This window comes from Burkholderia aenigmatica, from assembly GCF_902499175.1.
Lineage (GTDB): Bacteria > Pseudomonadota > Gammaproteobacteria > Burkholderiales > Burkholderiaceae > Burkholderia > Burkholderia aenigmatica.
The window spans coordinates 87498-102179 of sequence record NZ_CABVQC010000003.1 but is presented as its reverse complement, the minus strand read 5'-3'; the positions used below and the strand labels follow the sequence as shown (position 1 = coordinate 102179).

Annotated in this window: 10 protein-coding genes; 1 reads left to right on the top strand and 9 read right to left on the bottom strand. The window is 64.1% G+C overall.

Features of this window, described 5'->3' with window-relative positions; genetic code table 11:
• The first annotated feature begins 40 nt into the window (after nucleotides 1-40).
• Nucleotides 41-925, top strand: coding sequence for a formyltetrahydrofolate deformylase (purU, locus tag BDO18943_RS03385; RefSeq protein WP_043180421.1), 885 nt, complete (start codon nucleotides 41-43; stop codon nucleotides 923-925).
• A 19-nt stretch (nucleotides 926-944) separates the two neighbouring features.
• Here the strand turns inward: purU and BDO18943_RS03380 are convergent, their stop codons facing one another.
• From BDO18943_RS03380 to BDO18943_RS03340, 9 genes are all read right to left on the bottom strand, one after another.
• Complete coding sequence (locus BDO18943_RS03380) at nucleotides 945-1937, bottom strand: DMT family transporter (protein ID WP_175021221.1); 993 nt, start codon at nucleotides 1935-1937, stop codon at nucleotides 945-947.
• A 170-nt stretch (nucleotides 1938-2107) separates the two neighbouring features.
• Entirely contained in the window at nucleotides 2108-2725 is a 618-nt protein-coding gene (locus tag BDO18943_RS03375; RefSeq protein WP_175021220.1) for a TetR/AcrR family transcriptional regulator, read from the bottom strand.
• Between the two features lie 91 nt (nucleotides 2726-2816).
• Nucleotides 2817-2963 carry a hypothetical protein gene (locus BDO18943_RS03370; RefSeq protein WP_175021219.1) on the bottom strand — a complete coding sequence of 49 codons (147 nt, stop codon included), beginning with the start codon at nucleotides 2961-2963 and terminating at the stop codon, nucleotides 2817-2819.
• Between the two features lie 98 nt (nucleotides 2964-3061).
• Entirely contained in the window at nucleotides 3062-4249 is a 1188-nt protein-coding gene (locus tag BDO18943_RS03365) for an ADP-ribosylglycohydrolase family protein (protein ID WP_175021218.1), read from the bottom strand.
• A complete protein-coding gene (locus tag BDO18943_RS03360) occupies nucleotides 4249-8850 on the bottom strand; it encodes an RHS repeat-associated core domain-containing protein (RefSeq protein ID WP_175021217.1) in 4602 nt (1533 codons plus the stop codon). The genes BDO18943_RS03365 and BDO18943_RS03360 overlap by 1 nt, the downstream gene beginning before the upstream one ends.
• A 13-nt stretch (nucleotides 8851-8863) precedes the next feature.
• The gene (locus tag BDO18943_RS03355; protein ID WP_089452013.1) at nucleotides 8864-9286 is read right to left on the bottom strand and encodes a DcrB-related protein; all 423 of its coding nucleotides are present in this window, start codon (nucleotides 9284-9286) and stop codon (nucleotides 8864-8866) included.
• Between the two features lie 21 nt (nucleotides 9287-9307).
• Nucleotides 9308-11431 (bottom strand): type VI secretion system Vgr family protein, encoded by a 2124-nt coding sequence (locus tag BDO18943_RS03350; RefSeq protein WP_175021216.1) that lies wholly within the window; start codon nucleotides 11429-11431, stop codon nucleotides 9308-9310.
• Between the two features lie 494 nt (nucleotides 11432-11925).
• On the bottom strand, nucleotides 11926-13581 hold the full coding sequence (locus BDO18943_RS03345) for an APC family permease (RefSeq protein ID WP_175021215.1): 1656 nt from the start codon (nucleotides 13579-13581) through the stop codon (nucleotides 11926-11928).
• A gap of 179 nt (nucleotides 13582-13760) precedes the next feature.
• Entirely contained in the window at nucleotides 13761-14624 is an 864-nt protein-coding gene (locus BDO18943_RS03340; protein ID WP_175021214.1) for a glycine betaine ABC transporter substrate-binding protein, read from the bottom strand.
• Nucleotides 14625-14682 lie beyond the last annotated feature (58 nt).

Genomic DNA, 14682 nt, shown 5'->3' with positions numbered 1-14682 from the left:
CCGCCGCACGGCCGTGCGCCCATGCCATCCGAGGAGTCTCATGACCGCCGAGCACCGCCCCGATCAATTCGTCCTGACACTGTCGTGCCCGAGCGCGGCCGGCCAGGTCGCCGCCGTCGTCGGCTTTCTCGATCGCCATCGCTGCTATGTCGATGCGCTGAACGTGTTCGACGACGACCTCAGCACCCGCTTCTTCGTGCGCTGCGTCTTTCATCCGACGGATGAAACGCTGCAGATCGATGCACTGCGCCACGAATTCGCGCCGATCGCGGCCAGCCTCGGCGGCGAGCAGGGCGACATGCAGTGGGCGATCCACGACGTGAACGCACGGCCGAAGGTGCTGATCATGGTGTCGAAGCTCGAGCATTGCCTCGCGGACCTGCTGTTCCGCTGGCGGATGGGCGAGCTGAAGATGGACATCGTCGGCATCGTGTCGAACCATCCCGACTTCGAGCCGCTCGCCGCGCAGCACGGGCTGCCGTTCCGCCACTTCCCGATCACGGCCGATACGAAGGCGCAGCAGGAAGCGCAGTGGCTCGACTTCTTCGAGTCGAGCGGCGCCGAGCTCGTGATCCTCGCGCGCTACATGCAGGTGCTCTCGCAGGAGACGAGCGCGAAGCTCGCGAACCGCGCGATCAACATCCATCATTCGTTCCTGCCCGGCTTCAAGGGCGCGAAGCCGTATCACCAGGCGCATGCGCGCGGCGTGAAGCTGATCGGCGCGACCGCGCACTTCGTCACCGACGATCTGGACGAAGGCCCGATCATCGAGCAGGTCGTCGAGCGCGTCGATCACGCGTTGCGCCCGGAGCAACTGCTCGCGGTGGGGCGCGATGTCGAGTCGCTCACGCTGGCGCGCGCGGTGAAGGCGTTCATCGAGCGGCGCGTGTTTCTGAACGGGGATCGGACGGTGGTGTTTTCGTAACGCACGCAGAGCGCGACGCTCATGTGGATGCCGACGGCACGCGCGCGGGCGTCGTGCCGATGCGACGCGCCCTGCGCCGCAGGTACAGGTTGTTCAGGATCAGCGCCGCGCCCGTCAGCGCGGCGCCTGCGATCTGCGCACGATTGGGCACGACGCCCGTGAACGCGGAAACGGCGAAGGCCGTGATGGGCACGATGTCCATGAACAGCACACCGTTCATCGGCCCGAGAATCCGGTTGCCCGTCATCCAGAGCAGGATCGCGCCGAAGCCGGCCACCGGCCCCATGTACATGAGATGCGGCAGGACCGCGTGTACCGCGGCGAGTGACGGTGCCGCGATCCGGTGCGTGACCACCAGCAGCAGATTGACCGCGACGATCGTGGTCAGTCCGAGCCAGGTCGTGAAGGTCGTGTATTTCAATGCCGACCAGCGGGTGAAGCGCGCCGCGCCGAACGTATAGACGACCCAGCACAACGCGCCGACGATGATCAGCGCGTTGGCCGCATAGTGCTGCGGCTCGTGCAGCGCGGCAATCACGTCCCCGCTCGTGATGACGAGGGCCACGCCGGCAAAGGACAGCACGACGAACAGCACCGACACCGGCGCGGGCGCGACCCGCCGCACCAGTGCGTTGAGCAGCAGCCCCATCATTGGCTGCGTGGCCATCATGATCGACGCGGTCAGTGCCCCTTCGTCGCCGGCCAGTTGCTGGCCCAGGAACACGAACGACCCGAATCCGCAAAAGCCGACGGAGCCGAGCAACCACGCGAGTGCCACGGGCTCGCCGGCCGAACGGAACGCACCGGGCCCTTCGACGAGCCGCAGCAACGCGACGAAACCGATGCCGGCGATCAGATAGCGCAGCGACGTGAACGTAAAGGGATCGATGTACCGCAACGCATCGGTCATCACCGGAAACATCACGCCAATCAGGATCGTCGCGGTCACACATGCCACGACGCCTTTCCCGTACGCGTTCGCGGCGGGCGTTGCGAGTGCTGCATCATTCATGACTGATCATTCCCAAATTAATTGAACAATGATGCCGGTGCGGCTGCGCGCAGCGGCCGTGTCACATCAACTTCGTTGCTGTCGTTGCCTGCCCTTCACGGTCTCGATGCGGGCACCCGGAATACCTCCCGACATTTGAAACCGATCGTTCTCAAAATAATCAAAAAAAATCAGGTCAGCGCCCGCATGGCGATCTCGACGATCGATGCCAGTTCCGCCTCCGACGCGCTCGACTTGCCCAGCACGCGCATCCCCTGGATCACGCACAGCAGGAACCGGCCCACCTCTTCCGGATCGAGATTCCGGTCGAAATCGCCCGACTGCTGGCCGCGCGCGATGGCCAGGCTGAATTGCGTGCCGATGCGCAACAGGGTCGACTCGATGTACGGGCGCAGTGCGTCGTCGCCGGGCAGGAGTTCGACGGCCGAATTCGTGATGAAGCAGCCGCGCCGCTCCGATAGCCGCACACCGATTTCCGTGTAGTACAGCAGCGCATCCCGAAGTGCCTGCCGCGGCGGCAGATCCGCCGCGAGACGCTCCTTGAGCCGTGCGATCGCGCCTTCCGCGTAACGGTCGAACGCGGCGACCAGCAACCCGTGCTTGTCGCCGAACGTACGGTACAGGCTGCCGCGAAAGACGCCGGTCGCCTCGCACAACGCGTCGATCGACGTCGCGTGATACCCCTGCTCCCAGAACACGCGTGCTGCCGCGTCGATCACCTCGTCGGTGTCGAATTCACGTGGGCGCCCCCTGTCACGGGTGCCGGAAGATGTCGAGGTCGGGCTCATGGAAGCCGATATTAGAACCGATCATTCCCAAAATCAAGCGGCCACGCTTGGTGGCGTGACCGGACTTCCGGAATGGGACACGCCGGCCCGATCAACGTGTCGACGGATCGAAGCCGGGAAACTGCTGCGCGGCGTCGCCGGGCGAGAGGTACGCAATCGCGCGCTCCAGCGCGCCGGTCCGGATCAACTGTCCGCACGCGCGGCAGCGATAAAGCGCGGACTGCATGGTTTCATTCACGGCCATCTCATCGTAGTTCGACGTGGGCACGGGAAACCGCTGGCATTTGAAACACGGCATCGCCCCCTCCGGACGAGAATCCGATTCCCGGCGCGCGTTCAGCTTCCGGGTTGATTCGTTCGAGAAGCGGCCAGCAAATCCTCGGCAAAATGATAAAACCCGTGTGCGGCGTGCGTGTTGACGATCCACCTGACAGGAATCCGCGTCTCGCCGTAGCTGGCGCCGGCCAGTTGGCCAAAGACGGCGCCAATGGTATCCGCGTCACCCGCGAGATTGACTGCCGCAAGCATGCCCGACTCGAAATCGTCGTTGTGATAGAACGCCCACAACGCAGCTTCCAGCGTGTCGATCACGTAGCCCGACGATGAGATTTCATCGCGCGTCTTTTGCTTGTACGCGCCGCGCGCAATTCGCTCTACCGCCGGCGCGAGCGGATGTTGATCCCAATACCCCGGCAACGGTGAAAAACGGTCGCTCAGAATCTCCTCTTTCGAAAACCCCGCGAACGCCCCCCACATCAATGCCGCAAAGAACCGGCAGGCATCGACCGCTTCCTGCGCGCCATGCGTGAGCCGCGAGCTTTCGGCCGCGAAGTGCACGGCCTTGTCGAAGTCGCTCGCATAGAACAGCACGACGGGAGCCAGCCGCATCAGCGAGCCGTTCCCGGCCGAATTCGGATGCGTATCGCCAGAAAACGCATTCCCCGTTTTCAAATAACGATCGAGCGCGGCCCGCGTGGTGCCGCCGATATCGAAGCACTCCCCCGTCGGGCTGTATGCGCCGAACCGATACCAGTAGGAAAAAGCCAGCATCGCATGGTCGGGATTGAATCCATGCGAATGGACAAGACTGTACGCGAGACAGCATGCCATGCTCGTATCGTCGGTCCAATCGCCGGGCTTCAGATGAAAGGGACCGCCACCGACGATATCGGTGACCGTCGCCCTGTCTCGCGGCGAAAATTCGAGGGTGGTGCCCAGCGCGTCGCCGATTGCCAGCCCCAGCATCGCGCCGCGGAATCGATCGATGATATCCGAGCAATCGGCACCGATCTGCTGCTGAACGCCCCGTAGTGTTTCACGGTCAGCCAGCGGATTCCGGTTCCGGAACTTGAAATACTCGCTCAGCCACGGTGTCTTGAGCACCACATCCGCATTGGTGAATCGTCCGGAATACGGCATGAACCCCATATCTTCGGGATACTGACTTCGTCGCGCTGCACGCGCGGCAGCCCGCTCGACGGCCGCTCTCTGCTCTGCCGACAACGCGGCGTCCTTGTCGCTCATCACTGCTGTTCCATTGTGATATTCCATGAACCGTTCGCGGGATCGTGCGTCCGATCGAGCACGTTGAACGGGGTATCAGGCTTGAACAATACCTCCGCTTCCCGAGGATATTCGGAAAGCGTGCTGACCGAAACACCCGTGCGGGACGTGATGTTTATCGTTACCTTGCCCGGGAATACGCCATCCAGATCGGTCGTCGTCGACAGGAAGGCCTTGTCCTGGAAGACCCCGCCGACCGGGAACAACTGTTCAACCTGTTCATTGGTCAACCGCACGTTGCGCACGACGTCGCCCACATGCGCATACCCATTGTCTGCGAGCTTGGTCAGACCGTTCGTCGCTTCCTCGGTCAGCCGCGCCCATTCACCCGGGTTCCCGGCGCGCAATGCCGGGTTGATTTCCTCGTACAGGTTGGCCGTATAGCCGCGTACCGCGAGGTACTCGTCGTCCGTCAGCAACTTGTCCAGCACCGGATTGTTGCGTTTCGCCTCCAGCGCGTCCGCAACGTTCTTGCTCCCCCACTTCTCCTTCAGGAACTCGCGGAATTCACACCCGGCAAGGCCGAGAGGGTCGACCCACTGGGTCGGATTGGCCACATAGCCGTGAGTCCGAATGCCGCCAGCCAGCCCGATCGGATCGACGGACAGATATTGCCCGGAATCCGGATCGTAGTACCGGTTCAGGTTGTAGTTCAGTCCGGTCTCGTCGTCCGCCCACTGGCCGGGAAAGCGCAGCGTCGTATCGATCGACGCGCGGCAGCCGTCGTTCGCAGCCCGTCTGGCCGGCAGCAACTTGCCCCACAACGAGTACGACGCCTTCCATACGGACTGGCCCTGTCCGTCGAACACCTCGGTCGGCAGGCCGACCTGGTCCGTCAGGACGGCGTACAGCCCGTCGTCGGTCTCCTGCGCGAGCGGCGAGTAGCTGCCCGGCTCGATATGCCACGTCACCACCTGTCCGGTCGTGCCGTCCCGTTGCTCGACCCAGCGCTCCGCCATGGTCGAGCCGTCCCACAGAAACCTCACGGTTTCGCGACTGCCCGCCTGCTGCTTCTCGACCCGGCGGTTGAACGCGTCATAGCGATACAGCCAGACGCCGCGCTCGGGCGTCACGACCTTCACGAGCCGGTTGAGGCCGTCCCACGTGTATTGCCACGTTTTCGGCCGGAACCCGGGCTGCTCGACGGTCTTTTCGATCGTACGGCCGCGTGCGTCGTACCGGTAGCGCGCATGACCGATCCGTTCCGGCAGGCCGCCGCGGCCGTAATGGTGAACGTCCACCGGCGCCTGCCGACCGTGCGCGACGATGTTCATCGCCGCGTCGTAACGATAATGCTCGGCCGGCTGCACCAGACTGTCTGCCTGCACGACCTGGCCGCGCACGTCACGCCGGTAGGTGAGCGTGTCGGCGTCGGTGTCGACCTGCTCCAGTTGCCCGGCCGCGTCGTAGTGATAGACCTGTCGCGTCAATTGCTCGAGCGCACGTGCCGGGTCGGCCTGCAACGCGTCGATCGCCGCGGCAGGGCCGGCGACCTGTCGGCGGATCCGGCCCAGCGCATCGTATTGCCGCTGCGTGGCGAATTCCCCCGCCTGCCGCCCCGTCTCGCGTCCCAGGCTGTCGCGATGGATCGTCAGCCCGCCAACCTGCGTCAGCGCACCCAGTTCGTCGTATGCGTAGGCCGTCTCGCGGTGCGGCGTCATCCTCAGACGACGCTGCCCGTCGGCGTCGTAGACGTGCCGCAGCAATTCGCCGTGCTGATCCTCGCCGATCAGACGTCCGTTCTGGTCGTAAGCGAAACGCGTCACATGGGACTGCTCGCCGTGCACCTCCGCGGACGCCGGCCGGCCCGATTCGTCGTAGCGATAGACGAGCTTCACGTCACCGGCGTCCACTTCGGTCAGCCGGTCCTGTGCGTCGTACGCATAGCGCCACTGGCCACCGTCGGGCAGCGTCTTCGCCAGCAAGCGCCCGGCGGCATCGCGCTGGTACGCGGTCACGCGGCCGCCCCAGTCGATCTCGTCGGCGAGACGCCCGGCCGCGTCGTAGCGATAGGTGTAGACATCGCCCAGCGGGTTGACGACCTTCGTCAAGCGCGTCGCGTGATCGTATTCGAACCGCGTCTGCTGCCCGGCCGCGTCGGTCGACGCCACCAGCAGATCGAACGGACCGTAGGCGCGACCGACCGTACGCCCGAGGGGGTCGGTCAACCCGACCAGCAGGCTCTCGCTGTTGTATTGCGCGCGCGAGGACGAGCCGTCCGCGTGCGTGACCGCGCGCAACTTGCCGCGCGGGTTGTCCGGGCCGTCGCTATAGTCGAAGCGGGTCGTATGCCCATCGGGCGACGTTTCCTCCAGCACCCGCCCCAGCACGTCACTCCTGCGCCGAATGCGCGCGCCGCCCGGTAACGCGATATCCGTCAGCCGCAGTCGCCGGTCATAGTCGAGCCGTGTCTCGCGATCCCCCTGAACCACGCGCAGCAGTTCGCCGCGGGAACCGTAGCGATACTGCGTTTTGGCGCCGTCCGGCTCGGTTCGCGCAATCAAGCGGTGCAGATGATCGTACTCGAGCGTGATCCGGCCGCCGGTCGGCAGGCCGACCGTCGTGAGATGCCGCTCGTCGTACCCGAGGTCGATCGCTCGCCCCGAGCTTTCCGTGATCGACACCAGTTGCCCGATATCGTCATAGCGGTAGTCGGTCCGGCGCCCCAGCGGATCGATCCGCGCCATCAGCCGGCCCAGCTCCCATTCGGAGCGCGTGCAATGGCCGAGCGGATCGGTTTCGGCCGTCACGAGACCTTCGCCGTTATAGGCGTAGATCCACTCGCCGTCGGCATCGAACACGCGCGTGCGATCGGCCTCGTAGACGAACCGGCCGGTGTGGTAGCCCTGCCGGGTACCGGTCTCGACCACGCGCCCGGCGGTGTCGTACCGATAGCGGACATCGGTCTGGTCCGTATCCCGCCACTGGGTCATCCAGCCGTGCTCGTCGTAGGCGTATTGGAACTGGCCGGACTGAAAGCTCGCCACGCGAGCCAGCATGCCGTCCTGATAGCCGTAGTCCACGAGCGTGCGAGCGCCGTCGTCCGGATCGTGAAGCACGATTCGCTCCGGCTGACGGTCCCGGCCGTGATAGACGACCTCCAGCCGATAGCCGTCGCTATGGGTCAGTCCGCTCAGGCGCCCGGCGGCATCGTACGAGAAGCCGATTGCATTGCCGTCGAGATCCTCGATCCGCTCGAGGCGGGACGACCCGCCTTCGACCAGCGGCGAGAAAATGCGCAATTGCCGCGTGTCGCGATCCAGCAGGCGCGGCTCGAACCGGCTGCCGATCAGCCGATAACGCGGCTCGCGCAGGTTGATGCCGTCGAGCGCCGTGTCCGGCGCATCAAAGCCGATCGCGAGGCCGGCGCCGTCATGGAATCGCACGAAGCGGCCATCGTCGAGCGTCAGGCACTGCGACCAGTTGTCCGACCAGCGGCGCCCGAGCAGCCCGCGATCGTCCGAGCGGGTCCGGTAGCGACGCTTGAGCTCGAGCGGTAGCACACCCGGAATCGCCAGATCGACACGTACCTCCAGCACTTCGCCGGTGGCGACGTCGACCGGGTCGTTCACGCACTTGCTCAGCGTATCCTTCACACCACCCTGCTCGGCCGATTCGGTCGATTTCGGCTTGAATCCCTTACCGATGGTCCGCCCAATCGCACCACCCGCCAGCGCGCCGAGCAGGCTCGCCCAAAACTCCTCGGCGGCCGTCAGCTCGGGATTTTTCGGACCATACTGCGCGGTCGTCTTGTCGATCCAGATACTGTTGCGACCAGCATTGACCTTCGCGCTGCAGTGCGTTTCGTGGCCGATCCGCACAAGCGGCAGGTCGTTCACGAACACGGTCCGGCTGCCTTCGACGAGCGGTTGCGGCACGCCCGAGTGCTGGTCGCACTTGACGAGATCGGTGACGCGCGCAACCTGGCGGCCCTCGAAGTACACGTCGTGTGAGCCGGTCAGGATCTGTCCGCAGTCGCTGCCCATCTGCTGGCTGGCGGACGCCAGTGCGCTGCCGAGGCTGAGGCCGCCCGCCATGCACGCGCCGACGATCACCGCGCCCGCGAGCCCGCCGGTCGCGACCGTTGCCACCACCGCCGCAGCGACGATCGCCCCGACCGCGACGCCCACCAGCAGGCCGCCGAAAAGGCCCCATGCGCCCATCGAGTGGGCAACCGCATCGCCGACACAGGCAGGATGCGGATCGCCATGGCCGATCGTGAGACCGAGCTCGTCGCCGATCGACACGAAACCTCGCGACATCGCTCCCGTGACACCGAGCTTGTCCAGTGCCCACGCGCCGCCGATCGCGATCGCGACCGGCGCGAGTTCGACCGCGAGCGCACCGGCGATCGCCGACCCCGATGCACCCGCGGTGATCCCCGCATCGAGGACGCTGGCCGTCGCCCAGCCGACGTCGCCGCCGAGCATGACATTGTTGACGTTCTCGTAGAACGGTTGCTCGGCGGCCTTGGCCGCCTCGCCATCTTCCAGATGGCCGAGACGCTCCAGGCGTTCCGCAGCGCTACCGCTCGGCTCGTCGTATACAGGCGTGTCCGACATGGTCAGGAGTCCGTCAATTCGGGTCGCGCAACTGCAGGCTCTGGATCACCGCACTGACCTGCTCACGCTGCGTGTCGCTCAGCGCACCCGGTGCGGTGAAGGTCAGCATCATCGCGACCTGTCCGTACTCGACCATCGTCAATTGCTGATGAATCGACGCGTGGTTGTTGGTCCACGTGAATTCATGAACGTGTGCGTCGCGGCCCGAGACGGTCGCCTTCGCACTCGACACTTCCGCGTATTCGGGCACCTTCTTCGCGATCTTGCGAATCTCGCTCGCCACGTACTCGTCGAACTTCATCCCCCAGGGCAGCCGCTCGCGCGTAATCACCAGGCTGACACCCTCGGTGCCGGTCGCTGCCGACACGAATACGTTCATCGTCTTGTCTTGCCATTCGACCGGCAGCGCCAGCGTGCCCTCATGCATCTGGTACATGTGTTGTTGTCCTGTTCAGTATCAGCCGTTCTTCGGATTGATGTCGGTACGCGACGCCTGGATGCTGATGTTCGCCGTATCGAGATGGATCACCGAATCGCCCTTGTAGATGTCGATCGCGTCTGCCGTCATGTGGATCCGCGTGCCGCCGTTGCCGCCGATCTTGATCCACAGCTCCTTCGCCTCGATCGTGTGCACGCCCTGCGGGGTCTGATGGAGCGTATTGCCTTGCGACACCACGTCCGTCAGGTTACCGACCGCCACCGTCGTCGCCTGGTTGCCCTTCCCGACCTGGATCGTCCGGTCACCCTTGAGCACGGTGTTGATCTGCGCATCCTCGACGACGACGTTCATGTCCTTCTGCGCATGCATGTACAGCATCTGCGCGCCGGCAACGTCGCTCATCAGCAGTTCGTTCGAGCCTTCGCCCTTGTGCGTCTGGCTCTTGATCCCCATGGTCTGGCCCGCCGCGCCATGGTAAGGATTGCCCTGCTCCCCGTTGAACATGCGGCCGACGATCACCGGATTGTCCGGGTCGCCCTGATTGAATGCGACGATCACTTCCTGACCGATCCGCGGAATGGCGGCCGCGCCCCAGCCATCGCCGGCCCACGGCTGCGATACACGAATCCACATGGAATCCGCCCCATCGCGCTTGCCGCGGCGGTCCCACAGGAAATGCAGCTTGACGCAGCTCCCGTTCGTATGGATCTGCTCGCCCTTCGGGCCGACGACTATCGCGGACTGCGTACCGTGAATCACCGGCTTCGGCGTCATGCGTGGCGCGCGGAACGGAATCTTCATCGGCAACAGCACGAAGCTGTTCCGGTACGGCAACTGCGCGGAATTCTGCGTGTAATCGTTCACCGCCTCGTGCCGCACATGCAGGATCGCGTAGTCCTGATTGTTCGTCTGCACCGGATGATCGACGACCTTGACCTGGCCCGACGTGGTCATCTTCCATGCGTAGCCGCTACCGAGATAGCGATGCGAGATGGCTTCCTCCGCCTCCATCGCATAACGCGCGTAGCGATTGCCGTCGTCTCCATGATCGTAGAGCGACTGGTGCTCGAACCGCTCGGTGGTCGCGAGCCTCGCATGATCGAGATGCTGCGGGCCGGCCTCGACCCGCATCAGTGGCGACGAAGGCTGCTGATGATTGAAATCCTGGTAGGTAATCTTGCCGACGCCGAAACGCCGCCCCTCGTCGAGCCGGTCGATCCCGTTGAGTTCGCTCGATTCGGTGCTCGAGAACGGCATCGACGCGAGACCGTCGATCGGCCTGAAGACGAGATTGCCGTCCCCGATCACGAGGACGTGCTTGTCCTTCTCATAACGGTGCGTCCAGACCAGGCCTTCCTGCTCCATCAGGCGCGCGCAGAAATTGAAGTAGGACTCCTGGTACATCACGACGTACTCGAGCGGCTTTTGCTCGGTGTGAAGATCGAACGAGAAATCCGCGAAGCCGTGCTCCTGGAAAATCTCGCGCAAGATGTCCTGCGCGGTCTTGTTCTGGAAGATCCGGCAGTCGGTCGAGCGCGTCAGAAACCAGAACCACGGCACCACGGTCATCTGGTATTGCGTCACCTTGCCGGGATTGCCGACGCGATCGAACGACGACACGTAACCGTCGAAGTAGCGAGACTCTTCGCCGGCATTCGACGCGGTCAATCGTTCCAGCGACAGCATCCGCGACTGTTGATCGAACTTGAGCCGCACCGGCTGCCCGATCAATTGCTCCGGCGTCAGACTGTGACGGTGCGAGAGCAGATCCAGATGGATCTCCGGCAACCGATTCACGTACTCGTCAACGATCGCCGCACTGACCAGCAGGACATCGGGCCCGAGCGGCGTCTCGATCGTCGCGTAGCGGTTGAGCTGGGTCAGGCGCGCGACACCGCCGGCGGCGTCGTTCAATGCCTGGGCGACCGCGGTGGGCGTCTTCTCCATCAGGGAGAAACCTGTTTGCGCGAGTTGCAGCGCACGCTGGACCGTGTCGACATGGCCGGCTACGCCGGCCAGCGGCCCCAGGTTTCCTGCGATAGTCGATGCCGCAGGCCCGATCAGGCCGCCGAGCGCGCTCAACGAACCCAAAGGGCTGCCGCCGAGGCCGCCCGGGAGGCCGCCATTCGGAGCAAAACTCATTTTCTATTCCTTTCCGTCTCAGGTTCTGCCCCGACAGGCCATCGGCCCGAGGCACCGCCACTGTAGGGGATATCACGTCGGAGTGGAAGTGTAGCTCAAGCGAATGGCGGTTCAGTCTTCGCGTGCCCGGGCGGGCCGCCGCGATGCGCGCGGGTAGCGGATATCGATACGAAACGGCACGGTTTTCGCGCCGAGGTGCGAATCCCGGCCCGGATACCATCGCGACCGGTTGTTCCGACGGCCGGTTGTTCCGACGGTCGGTCGAGCGAAGCGGCGACGGGAAAGCGTATGACGCGGAAAGGGAATCGCGCCGAGGAAAACGGCGACAGAACAGGCGAGCGTGAAATTTCCCGATGAACGGAACACGCGTGCCGTCGTTGGAAGCGGCCGCCGCGACATCGGCGGCCTGATGACCGGGCAACGCACCTGATCCGCCGCGCGATGACCCCGTGTGCGGTTTCCGGGGCCTCGCGCGACGAGCCAGGGTTAAGTGCTCACTTCACCCAGGCAAAGTAATACGACAACCAGATCGTCAACCCCGCGCCGATCAGCGCCGCATAGGGCATCAGGTTCAGCCACATCGCGCGCTTCGGCACTTCGAGCTCCATGTCGCGCTGCATCTGCGCGGGGAAACGGCCGCGATCCTGCCAGTAATGGCGGAACAGGAACACCGGCACGATCAGCAGCATCGCGATCAAGCCGTTGCGCAGCGTGCCGTCGCCCTGCAGGTTCGCACCCGCGCCGACATACACGAGGTTCGCGTAGCCGCAGATCGAGCCGGCGACGAGCAGCCACGTCGGACAGCGGAACGGCCGATCCCAGTTGCCGCGATCCATCCGGTGGATCCAGCCCGACTGAAGATTCAGGAATACGAACAGCATGTAGCAGACGTTCGAGATCGACAGCACCGTCATGTAGTCCGACATCATCAGCAACACGAGGTTGAAGCCGAGATCGGTCCACATCGCGCGCGTGGGCGAGCCGTGCTCGTTCACGTGCGACAGGTACTTCGGCAGCCAGCCGTCGACCGATGCCTGGTACAGCGTGCGCGACGAGCCCATCATCGACGTCATCACGATCAGCAGGATCGACAACATCAGCATCACGACGACCGCATTCGCGACCCATGCACCGCCGCCGACGATCTTCGCCATCGCGGCCGCGACGCCAGTGCCGTCGCCGATCGACGGATCGAGCATCGCCTGCGTACCGAGCGCGCCCTGGAACGCCAGTGGCACGAGCGTCATCACGACGAGACACAGCGCGCCCGACCAGAAGATCGCCTTGGCGGTATCGCGACGCGGATCGCGGAATTCACGCGTGTAGCAGACGGCCGTCTCGAAGCCGTACGACGCCCAGCCGGCCATGAACATCGCGCCGAGCGCCATCGTGACGCCCTGCCCGTTCCACGAGCCGAACGTCGCGGCCGTGAGATTGCCGTGCGCGTCGTGACCGAGCGGCAGCAGCGGGAGCAGGTTCGACATCGGCACGTCGCCCGTGACGAACGGCACGATGCCGACGATCAGCAGCGGCGTGAGCGACGCGATGCCGAGAATGCGCTGCGTACGCGCAGCCTTCGATGCACCGCTGTGCTGAAGCTTGAACGTAATGAGAAGCAGGATCGTCGCGATGATGAACGTCGCATTGATCCGCAGGGACAGACCCGGCTTGATGAACCCGAGATCCGCAACCTTGAGCTGCCAGTGCAGCACCGCCGCATCGGCGGGAAAGAGACTCGTGAGCGCATAGCTCGCCGCGAGGCCGCAGCCGAGCGCGAGCATCGGCGACCACGCGAGCCAGTTGCACCACACGGAAACCGGGGCAATCAGCTTGCTGTAACGGACCCAGCCGATCGCGCCATACACGGACGCGCCGCCCGATTTATGGGGAAATAGCCCCGATATTTCCGCATAAGTCGCGCTTTGAACCAGCCCCATCGTGATCGCGGCGATCCAGATCGCCCACGCGGGCTGACCGATCGTCGCGCATACGCCGCCGATCGTGAACAGCACGCCTGCCGGCACGCCGCTCGTTACCCAAAAAGCGTCTTTCCAAGTCAGGCCACGATGCAGCGTGTGGCCCGTCGAATCATGTGAGATGGTTGCCTCAACATCACTGGTGCGGTTCGCACGCAGTCCTGCCTGACTCATCCAATTCCTCCTGTGATGACTCCGCACAAGGGCCGTAGTGTAACAATTTACGGGCTTTTTTGCAGAATCAAAAAAATTATTCCGGGATAAGGCCGTGTCGCAGTGTCATTATTTCGCACTCCTGCCAACCCATCCCGGACTGTCTCTTTATCTATTTATCGAGGTGATTCATCTCTGGCTTACTGCGCGCCTTCCGTCCACGCATTCACGCGATCCGCGTGCGCGGCGATCCACGCATCGGCGGCCGCATCGGGCTTCGAGCCGTTCTGGATCGCCAGCATCACGCTGTCGATTTCACCCGGCTTCCACTGGAATTTTTTCAGGAACGCGACGACCGGCTTGGCTTTGGTTTCGAGCGCCGGATTGACGACGCTGTCGACGTGCTCGGCGCCGCCGAACACCTTCTTCGGATCCTCGAGGAAGCGCAGCTTCCACTTCGCGAACATCCAGTGCGGCGCCCAGCCCGTCACGATGACCGGCTTGTTCGCATTGACCGAACGCGACAGCTCGGCCGTCATCGCACTGCCCGAGCTCGGCATCAGCGTGTAGTTCAGCCCGTAGCTCTTGATCGCATCGTCGGTCTTGCGCATCACGCCGGCGCCTGCATCGATGCCGACGATCCGGCCGCCGAAGCTGCCCTTCTCCGCGTTCAGGTCGTCGATGCTCTTCGCCTTCACGTATGCAGGCACGATCAGGCCGATCTTTGCATCCGGGAAATTCGCGCCGAGGTCGACGACCTTGGCCTTGTATTCATCCCAGTACGAGCCGTGCGTGACCGGCAGCCACGCGGACAGCGTCGCGTCGAGATCGCCGCGCGCGACACCCTGCCACATGATCCCGGCAGCGACCGGCACGAGCTGGACCTGGTAACCGAGCTTCTTCTCGATCACGCGTGCCGCGACGTTCGACGTCGCGACGCTGTCGTCCCAGCCTTCGACGTAACCGATCTTCAGCGTGGGCTTCGTATCGGCGAGCGCCGAGGCGCTCAGTGCCACCATTGCCGACAGTGCGCCGGTCCACAACATTTTTCCGAACAGCTTCATGGTCGATCTCCTTGATGTGCGCACCGTGCGCGTTGTCTCTCTAGGTTCTTCAACCACA

Coding starts and splice junctions, on each gene's coding strand:
- purU (WP_043180421.1), top strand. CDS start 41: ATGACCGCCGAGCACCGCCCCGATCAATTCGTCCTGACACTGTCGTGC.
- BDO18943_RS03380 (WP_175021221.1), bottom strand. CDS start 1,937: ATGAATGATGCAGCACTCGCAACGCCCGCCGCGAACGCGTACGGGAAA.
- BDO18943_RS03375 (WP_175021220.1), bottom strand. CDS start 2,725: ATGAGCCCGACCTCGACATCTTCCGGCACCCGTGACAGGGGGCGCCCA.
- BDO18943_RS03365 (WP_175021218.1), bottom strand. CDS start 4,249: ATGAGCGACAAGGACGCCGCGTTGTCGGCAGAGCAGAGAGCGGCCGTC.
- BDO18943_RS03360 (WP_175021217.1), bottom strand. CDS start 8,850: ATGTCGGACACGCCTGTATACGACGAGCCGAGCGGTAGCGCTGCGGAA.
- BDO18943_RS03355 (WP_089452013.1), bottom strand. CDS start 9,286: ATGTACCAGATGCATGAGGGCACGCTGGCGCTGCCGGTCGAATGGCAA.
- BDO18943_RS03350 (WP_175021216.1), bottom strand. CDS start 11,431: ATGAGTTTTGCTCCGAATGGCGGCCTCCCGGGCGGCCTCGGCGGCAGC.
- BDO18943_RS03345 (WP_175021215.1), bottom strand. CDS start 13,581: ATGAGTCAGGCAGGACTGCGTGCGAACCGCACCAGTGATGTTGAGGCA.
- BDO18943_RS03340 (WP_175021214.1), bottom strand. CDS start 14,624: ATGAAGCTGTTCGGAAAAATGTTGTGGACCGGCGCACTGTCGGCAATG.